The 8,680-nt window shown below is 48.4% G+C and carries 10 protein-coding genes; 8 read left to right on the top strand and 2 right to left on the bottom strand.

The features are described from left to right. Positions 1-207 precede the first annotated feature (207 nt). The 7 genes from CAG65_RS06280 to CAG65_RS06250 all read left to right on the top strand — a co-directional run bounded on the left by CAG65_RS06280 (position 208) and on the right by CAG65_RS06250 (position 7,638). The gene (locus CAG65_RS06280) at positions 208-537 is read left to right on the top strand and encodes a hypothetical protein (RefSeq protein WP_161452889.1); all 330 of its coding nucleotides are present in this window, start codon (positions 208-210) and stop codon (positions 535-537) included. Between the two features lie 134 nt (positions 538-671). Next, positions 672-1,115, top strand: coding sequence for a hypothetical protein (locus CAG65_RS06275; RefSeq protein WP_021705555.1), 444 nt, complete (start codon positions 672-674; stop codon positions 1,113-1,115). 176 nt (positions 1,116-1,291) lie between these two features. After that, positions 1,292-2,707 carry a TolC family protein gene (locus tag CAG65_RS06270; protein ID WP_161452887.1) on the top strand — a complete coding sequence of 472 codons (1,416 nt, stop codon included), beginning with the start codon at positions 1,292-1,294 and terminating at the stop codon, positions 2,705-2,707. Positions 2,708-2,714: 7 nt separating this feature from the next. Further along, positions 2,715-3,689 carry an HlyD family secretion protein gene (locus CAG65_RS06265; RefSeq protein WP_161452885.1) on the top strand — a complete coding sequence of 325 codons (975 nt, stop codon included), beginning with the start codon at positions 2,715-2,717 and terminating at the stop codon, positions 3,687-3,689. Between the two features lies 1 nt (position 3,690). Further along, positions 3,691-4,845: an ABC transporter permease gene (locus tag CAG65_RS06260; protein WP_161452882.1), complete on the top strand. Its 1,155-nt coding sequence runs from the start codon at positions 3,691-3,693 to the stop codon at positions 4,843-4,845. Next, on the top strand, positions 4,842-5,981 hold the full coding sequence (locus CAG65_RS06255; protein WP_161452880.1) for an ABC transporter permease: 1,140 nt from the start codon (positions 4,842-4,844) through the stop codon (positions 5,979-5,981). Before CAG65_RS06260 ends, CAG65_RS06255 begins: the two co-directional genes overlap by 4 nt. Before the next feature lie 142 nt (positions 5,982-6,123). Further along, positions 6,124-7,638: an EAL domain-containing protein gene (locus tag CAG65_RS06250; protein WP_021705550.1), complete on the top strand. Its 1,515-nt coding sequence runs from the start codon at positions 6,124-6,126 to the stop codon at positions 7,636-7,638. Between the two features lie 15 nt (positions 7,639-7,653). Here CAG65_RS06250 and CAG65_RS06245 read toward each other — a convergent pair whose 3' ends face one another. Then, complete coding sequence (locus CAG65_RS06245; RefSeq protein WP_040902628.1) at positions 7,654-8,076, bottom strand: DUF3859 domain-containing protein; 423 nt, start codon at positions 8,074-8,076, stop codon at positions 7,654-7,656. Beyond that, positions 8,055-8,447 carry an AAA family ATPase gene (locus CAG65_RS06240; protein WP_021705548.1) on the bottom strand — a complete coding sequence of 131 codons (393 nt, stop codon included), beginning with the start codon at positions 8,445-8,447 and terminating at the stop codon, positions 8,055-8,057. Before CAG65_RS06240 ends, CAG65_RS06245 begins: the two co-directional genes overlap by 22 nt. A 130-nt stretch (positions 8,448-8,577) precedes the next feature. On the opposite strand from CAG65_RS06240, the gene CAG65_RS06235 reads away from it, so the two are divergent. Next, a partial coding sequence (locus tag CAG65_RS06235) for a homoserine O-acetyltransferase/O-succinyltransferase family protein (RefSeq protein WP_337247544.1) occupies positions 8,578-8,680 on the top strand: 103 nt, incomplete at its 3' end.

Raw genomic sequence — 8,680 nt, 5'->3', positions numbered from 1 at the left:
ATAAGCTCCGTACTCATGGGGTACTACTTAAAACCAGCGATGGTTAATTATTTAATTGACCACGGATATCAATTGAAAGAGACAATTAGAGCTTCTGCTCCTTGGCGACCAGATACTGATATCTACGTGCTTGAAAAGAAAAGTACAGGTCTTTGACAAATTGCCACAGCTTACTAAAGCAACTAAGCAATTTGAAAGGTTAGCTCAATGACCAGTTTTATTCGCATACTCCGATTTTTTCTCTCTGTAGGCATCATCGTTATCTCCACTATTTTTCTTGTTAAGAACTTTAGTACGTTGTTTGACGAAGATGCAAACTATGTAGTGATACGCGGATTCATCTCACTGTGGGCTATGTTTGGTGTGTTTTTTCTTGGCATCTCTGCATTGTCCATGTCGATCGTGACGAAAGGCAGTTGGCGTCAATCTCATTTCAACCGTCTTTATGTAAGTTCTATACTAATTAATGCAGCTGTATTATCACCAGCATTAGCTGGCGCTTTGAAGTATCAATTGGAAAGTAAAGCACATGGGTGAGTGTGAAGACCTTTCCCGCTCATCACGCCGCGACTCTAGTGCAACCTACGCAACAGCAGCAGATGAATGCCAAGAATTGGCGAAGCTCAAGCAAAAACACAACGAGTAAAAGTAGACGAAGCCATGATTAATTAATGGTTGACAAAATACTGTTTGTTATTGGTTCTGCAGTCATAGTGACCATCATTCCTTTTGGAATGTATGAAATGGCTGAAAGTCTATACGCGAGTGTCTTTTTGACAAAAAATGAAGTCGAAGTTAGCTATATTTTCGGCGTGCTTCCCTTGCTCACCTCAATATGGCTACTTGCACTATTGGGATTAATTAGCCTTCCAATTAGGAAGAAAATCAACTTATCTAGTAAAACTAAAAAAATCATAGGCACCTACATACCTATCTACACGGCTCTATTCGGAGTCGTGATAGCCATAATTGGCAAACCATTGATCGTCGAAAACTTACTGAGCCACGGATATGTACTTGAACGTACGGTCGATATAAAAACAACATTCCAGTGGGTGCTTGATAAAGAAGTTTATGTATATAGGGGCAATAATAAAGCGGATCCAAAAACATAATAATTAGGCCTACCTAGCCAAACCTGGCCTTTGTCAACATAACGCATTGATTTTAAATTGAATTTACATACTCAAATCAACCCTAGACTTACCTAAGGATTAAATTATAAAATCGTTGTTGAATAAAATCTTAGAGTATAGACTCTAAAAAATCATATTGAGTCAGAACGGTTTTTATGAAAATTCGTCCATTAGCAGTGCTCGCCGGAGGCTTGTGGCTGGCCAGTTCGTCTGCGTTTGCCGCGGCCATCAGCTTTGATCAGGCTTGGCAACTTCTTCAGCAGGAAAACAATTCGCTTGCCGCGCAGCGCTCCAATGTTGAGCGCTACCAGAATCTACAAAACGCAACCGGAAACCTGAATCTACCTCAAATCACGTTGGGTGCGAACTACACGGTACTTGATGATGACATTAAAGTCTCTGGCAAACAGTTGTTTGACAGCACAGGTGAGAGAATTAATGTGCCGCCGACGCTGGCCCCCATATTAGGCCCTATCCTATCGGACTTAGGGTCCGTCACATCGACGATCACTGAACGAGAGATTTTCACCTCTTCTATCCGAGCGATCTGGCCAATTTTTACGGGTGGACGCATCTCAGCCGCGCAATCTGCTGCAGAAGGTCGGAAAGAAGAAGCACAAAGTGAACTGAAGATGGAAACTCAGGCCCGCTATGAAGACCTGAGCAAATACTATTTTAGCGTTCTGCTGGCCAAAGATGTGCTCGACACACGTTTAGCTGTAGAGAAAGGGCTGACGCGACACAGAGACAATGCGCTTAAACTGGAACAACAAGGCCAAATCGCTCACGTTGAAAGACTTCAAGCTGAAGCCTCGTTAGACAAAGCGACGGTAGAGCGCAAAAAGGCACAAAAAAACCTCGATATCGCCCAGGCAGCGCTAACTCAAATCCTCAATCAGGACGACATCGTCGAGCCAAGTGGCGCATTGTTTATCAACGACAACTTACCGCCACTGAACGCATTTGTGGATCAAACCTTAAATACCTACCCGGGGCTTTCCTTACTGGATGCCAAAGGGAAGCAAGCCAGCAGCCTGATAAAAGCGGAAAAAGGGAAGTACTACCCTGAGGTCTACCTGTACGGTGATTACAACTTATATGAAGATGACTCGCTTGCCAGTCAATTAAAACCCGATTGGCTGGTCGGTGTTGGTGTCAGTATTCCTCTGATTGAATCGTCTGGCCGGAGTGAACAAGTAAAAGCGGCTAATAATGCGGTCTCTCAGGTTCGCTACCTTAAAGCTCAGGCTCAGCAGGATCTTAAAGTGTTGGTGAAAAAAACGTACCTGGAGGCTGAACAAGCTCAAGAAGAAGTCAAAGGTCTGAACTCCAGTATCCAACTGGCTCAGGAAAACCTCAAACTGCGCCAGAAAGCTTTCTCACAAGGGTTGTCGACCTCACTCGATGTGGTCGACGCCGAGCTATACCTTGCGAGTGTACGAACTCAGCAGTCTGCCGCCAGCTTCAATTATTTGTTATCCCTTACCCGGTTGCTGGCGTTATCAAGCGAAATGAACGCGTTCGACCATTACCAACAATCCGCAATTCAGCCAAGTCAAATGAATCAATAGGTGGAAAATGAAACTCGTAAAACCGACTATTATTGCCGTCTCCGCCATCGCTCTGACTGCGTGGATTGGCTACAGTTTTTATCAGGCGTACCAACCCGAGCCTGTACGCCTTCAGGGACAAATTGAATCGCAGCAGTACAGCATTTCCTCCAAAGTTGCTGGCCGTATTGATCAGGTTCTGGTTCGCAAAGGAGATGAGATTAAACAAGGTCAGTTGATCTTCACCATTCACAGCCCAGAGATTGAAGCCAAGCTCGAACAAGCCGTGGCGGGCCAGAGAGCCGCTGGCGCTCTGGCGGAAGAAGCAGAAAACGGCACGCGCGAACAACAGATTCGTGCCGCGCAGGATCAGTGGCAAAAAGCCAAAGCCGCGGCGCTGCTGGCTGAGAAGACCTACCTGCGAATCAACAACTTGTATAAAGAAGGCGTCGTGGCGGAACAAAAACGCGATGAGGCCCTCACGCAGTGGCAAGCAGCCAAATACACAGAGAGTGCTGCGCTGCAAATGTACAATCTGGCTAAAGAAGGCGCGCGAGAAGAGATCAAAACTGCTGCCGCCGAAAAAGCCAAAGCCGCTGCTGGCGCCGTGGCTGAAGTACAGGCCATTGCTGAAGACACCAAAATTGCCAGTTGGTTTGATGGTGAGGTATCGCAAGTTTTGCTGCGTAGTGGCGAACTTGCACCACAGGGATTCCCTGTAGTGACGGTTATTGATACACAAGATTCATGGGCCGTGTTGAATGTGCGAGAAGATCAACTGAAGCATTTTGAAAAAGGCGCTGAATTCACCGCTTATTTGCCGGCGCTGGATAAAGAACTCACCTTTAAGGTCAGCCACATTGCCGCGATGGGCGACTTTGCAACCTGGCGTTCCACCGACGCTTCCCAGGGTTTTGACCTGCGTACTTTTGAAGTAGAAGCCCGGCCGATCACGCCAGTGAAAAATCTGCGCATGGGCATGAGTGTCGTGGTAAATCTGTAAGATGAATCTACACATTCCCTCTCAACGGCAACTGCTCAGACGGGATAAATGGCTACTCTCTTGCCTGACCTGGGTGCCGGTTATGCTGGCAATCATGCTATGGTGGATTTTCTCTCATGGCATTGCCCGAGATTTGCCGATTGGTGTGGTTGACCTTTCACACAGCTCACTGTCCCGTACACTCAGTCGAGACTATGACGCGACGTCTGCCATGAGCGTTGATTATCAGTTTCAGGATGTCGCTCAGGCACGTCAGGCCTTAATTCAGGGCGATGTGTACGCTTACGTCATCATCCCGACCAATTTTGACAAAGACATATACCGCGGCATGCCACCCAAGGTTTCTGTTTTTTATAACAGCCAGTTCATCTTAGTCGGTAAGCTGATCAAATCCTCGGTTGCTGCCGCTCAGGGCACCTTCAACGCCAAAGTTGATGTGATGCGCAATCTGGCTAAAGGCAACACCACCACACTCAGTGCAATGGGTCAGGCATTGCCGGTGCGTACTCAGATCACTGCCCTGTTCAATAAAAACTCGAACTATGCCCAGTTTCTGATCAGCGCCATTGTGCCCGCGTTGTGGCAAATCAGTATGGTGGCCAGCACCATACTGATCCTTGCTGCCAATCAGCGTGCGGTCGCCCTGACCACGTGGCTGAGTGAACGGCCGCTTGCGACTATCGCCAGAACTCTGGCCGGCTATGTCCCGCTCTTTCTGGCTCAAGGCGTGGCTTTTCTCATCTGGTTCTATCAACTGATTGAATGGCCGATGCATGGCAGCCTGAGTGCCTTGATTCTGGCACAGCTTGTGACCGTGATAGCTTGTATGATCATGGGAAGCTTCTTTTTCTTCATGACGCTGGACGCTGCCCGGGCACTGAGTCTTGGCGGCGCGTTTACCGCTCCCAGCCTGGCATTTATGGGTATTACCTTTCCGGCAACCGACATGAACAGCCTCGCTCAGTTCTGGCGCAGTCTGCTGCCCATCAGTCACTATATTGAAGTTCAAGTAGCACAGGTGAGTTATGGCGCCGACGTACTTACGTCTCTGTACCATCTATTGCCTATGGCGGGATACGTCGTACCGCTCGGGCTGACTTTGCTGTTCGTTCGCAAACATCTCGCGAAAGCGCGCCAGGAGGAAGTGTCTGTATGAGTTTCTTTGAACTGGTGAAAGCCGAATGCAAAGCTTTGTTTACGAACCCTGCCGTCGTTCTGACGATATTTGGCGGGCTGGTCTTTTATTCGTTTCTCTATCCACTTCCCTATGCCAAACAGGTACCTCAGCAACAACGGATCAGTATCGTTAACCTGGATAAGAGTCAGACCAGCTACCAACTAGAACGCATGGTAGACGCCACATCACAAGTTGAGGTTGTCCAGCGTGATGACTCCATCGCTAGCGCCAAACAAGCGTTTCTAGAAGGCAAGGTCAGCGGTATATTGGTGATACCGGAACATTTTTATCGCGATCTGCTGCTTGGAATCAGCCCAACGCTCGCCTACGCCGGTGATGCGTCCTACTTTCTGGTGTATGGCACCATCGTCGAGGGTCTGGCCGAAGCTGGCGGCACCCTGTCTGCACAGGCTAAGGTGTCGAGGCTGGTATTAGAGGGCGAGGCGTTGTCGCTGGCCAGTCAACAGTATGCACCGGTCAAGCTCAACATGAAGCCAACTTTTAACCCACGCGGCGGTTATGTGGATTACGTGGTGCCCGCGGTGTTTGTCCTGATCCTACAACAAACTCTGGCCATGGCTTCTGGCCTGATGGGGGGAACACAGAAATACGGTCACGGATACTGGAACCGGGTGTCTGCCCCCATGTTGATCACCGCCAGAACCTTAGTGCTGACCATCATCTACTACGTCATGAGCATGTATTATTTTGGTGCCAGCTTTACGATGCACGGTATCAGCCAACTTGCTCAAGCCAGCCAACTGCTGGCTCTGCTGCTGCCCTTCTTGTTATCGACCATCTTTATCGGTATCTGGCTCGGCGCAGTGACACCTCGGCGCGAACTGGTGACTGTGGTCGTCCTGATCAGTTCAATGCCACTGGTGTTTGCCGCTGGGTTTATCTGGCCGGTTGAAGCGATTCCGGCTCCGATTGTCTGGGTATCGCACCTGTTTCCAAGTACCGTCGCGATTCAGGGTTACCTCAAACTTAACCAGATGGGCGCGAGTTGGCATCAGGTTGCCAGTGAATACACACAACTGTGGGCGCTGACACTTGCGTGGGGCGCCATTGCGCTGATCAGTTATCGAAAGAGTCAAAAACAATGGGTCTGTTGACACAACAATGTCAGACCCTACTCATCGTTCGGTGAGTTTTGAGTCATATCTGAGAATCGGGTCTCTATTGAGGCCCGATTGTGGTTTAAGATGGCAGATGAACCTATAAGATATCGACATCCAATCCAACACGCGCGCCCATATGCAACCTAACACCCACCGCAAACCTGAAATTAAGATACGTTCGTTTCTGGCGATCATCTTAGTCCCTCTGCTGATTGTTATCCCAACAGCGGTCTATCTGGCGGTCTCTGGCGTGCAACGTGATTTGCGTACAATTGCTGACGCATACACTCACAGGATTGACGAAGTCATTACTGAACTGAGAGATGAAAACCGTCGGGCCATACAGCACGCTGACCGCTGCGAAGCGATTCGGGAAGAACTGTTGTTTGAGAGCATACTGCGTGAGTTGATCATCGTAAAAAACGGGGTGGCAGTCTGCTCATCAAAACGGGGAGAAATCGATCATAACCTCACCGACTTCATTCATCGTGACGGCGTCACCTCTGGCGAGTATCTAATTGACCTGAGTAAAGACCCGGCGCAGCGTACTTTGATCGTGGTTGATACACTGCCCGGCGATAAGTTCTCCGGCGCTTTTTCCATCGTTGAGCGCGGCTACTTAGTCGATCGCATCGGTCGGGTAGAAAATGACAAACTCAGTTATATTCGGGCGCGTTTTGGGGAACGTACCTACCCCGCCGGACAGTCGTTTCATTCAGAGTCACTGCACCTGATATATCCTTCAAAGCAATATGATTACTCATTGCTGGTTGAAGCCAAGCGCGAATTCATTCTCCGGGAGCTCCTCTACTTTATCGCCAGTGGTATCCCGGTCTCTCTGATGATCTCTGCTCTGTTTCTCGTCACCACACGCTATCTGCGTAATCGTGAATCTCTGCTGGATGATTTGAAAAAGGGATTAAAACGTAGCGAGTTGTTTCTGGTGTATCAACCGATCATCGACGCCAGCCAGAATAAAGTGACCAAGCTGGAAGCCCTCGTCCGCTGGAAACATCCTACTCTCGGGTTGATCGGCCCGGACACCTTTATCTCCATTGCTGAATACCATAACCTGGTGGATGAGATCACTGATTTCGCTCTTGAACGTGCGTTAACTGAATTGACCGAGTTACCGCTGAGCAAAGGCATTCAGGTGGCGATCAATATTCCGCCGTCTTACCTGCATAACCCGGATAATATTGATGCTCTGATTTATTACAACAGCGAGTTCAAGCAGCAGGGATACGAGCTTTGTGTTGAAATTACCGAACGTCAGATGCTCGATGAGCTCAGCCGGAACGAAGTAAATAACCTTCACCACCAAGGTTTGTCCATTGCAATTGATGACTTTGGTACCGGGCACACCTCCCTGTCAGTGCTGAAAGACATACGTTTCAGTTTTCTGAAAATCGACAAGTGTTTTATTGACACAATTGGCATTGATACCGTCAACGCCATGGTGCTGACCACCATCATTGATTTGGGGCACAAACTGGGGGTACGGCTGATTGCCGAAGGAATAGAAACGCAAGCGCAGGCCGATTACCTCAAAGCGCAGAAGGTGCACTTCCTACAGGGCTTTTACTTTGCCAAACCAATAGCGGCGCCCGAACTATCGGCCTGTATTACGGATATCGATCAACGCACGTGAATCCGAGCTGTCCGATCAAAAGCCGCGTTTTTTCCAGAACTGGCCTTCGTCTCTCGCTACCAGATGGAACGTTTTCTCAGCGATGGTTCTACCGTTAAGTTCAATACGCATTTGCCATTGGCCCAGTTTGTCATTCACTGGAGCCCAAATAGTATCGCCAAGATAGAAGTCCCAGTCGTTGCTGCCGACATGCTCTTCACCCTCAAAAGGCGCCAGCGGATCCCCTTTCTTACTCAAAATACCCGGGTGGTCAATACAGTAATGAATGACGGCCCCTTTGGCTTTTTTGATGTTGACGATAAACCCGAACTCGACATCAATGTCTGCTGGTACGTGCGTCGTAAACTCTTGAATTTTAGGAAGGTGCTTAGATTTTGAATCCCATGTGGAATAAATTCCGTAAGACGTCATTTCAATTATCGGGGATCGCTTTGCCACGCCTGCCACCTTTTTCGCATTTCTTTAATAGTGTGTTCATCAACACCGTGGATATTCTGATATTCGCCATCACACTCGATCACTTCCAGACGCGCACCATAAACTTGCGCCATTTTCTGATAGACCCGCATTTCCCAGCGCCGGATAAATGTATTGGCGACCACAACATCCTGACCGGCAGCTAGACAACGTTTGGTTTGGGCCTGGCACCAATGGTGAGCTCGCGCAATATGATCAGCATCATAGTGATACTCCCCTTCGTCATTGAGGAAATACATGTCGGCTTCGAAATGATGGGCATTCATGGTTTTTGCTAAGGTCGATTTCCCCGACCCTGGAAGCCCACGAATTAATGTCAGTGTTGGTGCCATTTGCTGTCCAGACTTAAGATCAAGAGGCGATATTAAGGAAAAATGCGTCAATTGGCTATCGACATCTCAAATTGATTAGGTTAACTTTGGAAGTATAGACGTCCAGAAAGACAAGCTTAGGGAGAAAGCTGTGCCGATCAAGATCCCCGATCAATTACCTGCTACGGATATTTTGCGCAACGAGAATATCTTTATTATGGCGGAATCACGTGCATCCACTCAGGAGATTCGTC

The sequence above is a fragment of the Vibrio sp. V39_P1S14PM300 genome (assembly GCF_009904765.1).
GTDB lineage: Bacteria > Pseudomonadota > Gammaproteobacteria > Enterobacterales > Vibrionaceae > Vibrio > Vibrio proteolyticus.
This window is presented reverse-complemented; position numbering and strand designations above follow the sequence as displayed.

What these genes read in the sequence shown, in the direction of transcription:
- CAG65_RS06280 (WP_161452889.1), top strand. Translation starts at nt 208, where the DNA reads ATGACCAGTTTTATTCGCATACTCCGATTTTTTCTCTCTGTAGGCATC.
- CAG65_RS06275 (WP_021705555.1), top strand. Translation starts at nt 672, where the DNA reads ATGGTTGACAAAATACTGTTTGTTATTGGTTCTGCAGTCATAGTGACC.
- CAG65_RS06270 (WP_161452887.1), top strand. Translation starts at nt 1,292, where the DNA reads ATGAAAATTCGTCCATTAGCAGTGCTCGCCGGAGGCTTGTGGCTGGCC.
- CAG65_RS06265 (WP_161452885.1), top strand. Translation starts at nt 2,715, where the DNA reads ATGAAACTCGTAAAACCGACTATTATTGCCGTCTCCGCCATCGCTCTG.
- CAG65_RS06260 (WP_161452882.1), top strand. Translation starts at nt 3,691, where the DNA reads ATGAATCTACACATTCCCTCTCAACGGCAACTGCTCAGACGGGATAAA.
- CAG65_RS06255 (WP_161452880.1), top strand. Translation starts at nt 4,842, where the DNA reads ATGAGTTTCTTTGAACTGGTGAAAGCCGAATGCAAAGCTTTGTTTACG.
- CAG65_RS06250 (WP_021705550.1), top strand. Translation starts at nt 6,124, where the DNA reads ATGCAACCTAACACCCACCGCAAACCTGAAATTAAGATACGTTCGTTT.
- CAG65_RS06240 (WP_021705548.1), bottom strand. Translation starts at nt 8,447, where the DNA reads ATGGCACCAACACTGACATTAATTCGTGGGCTTCCAGGGTCGGGGAAA.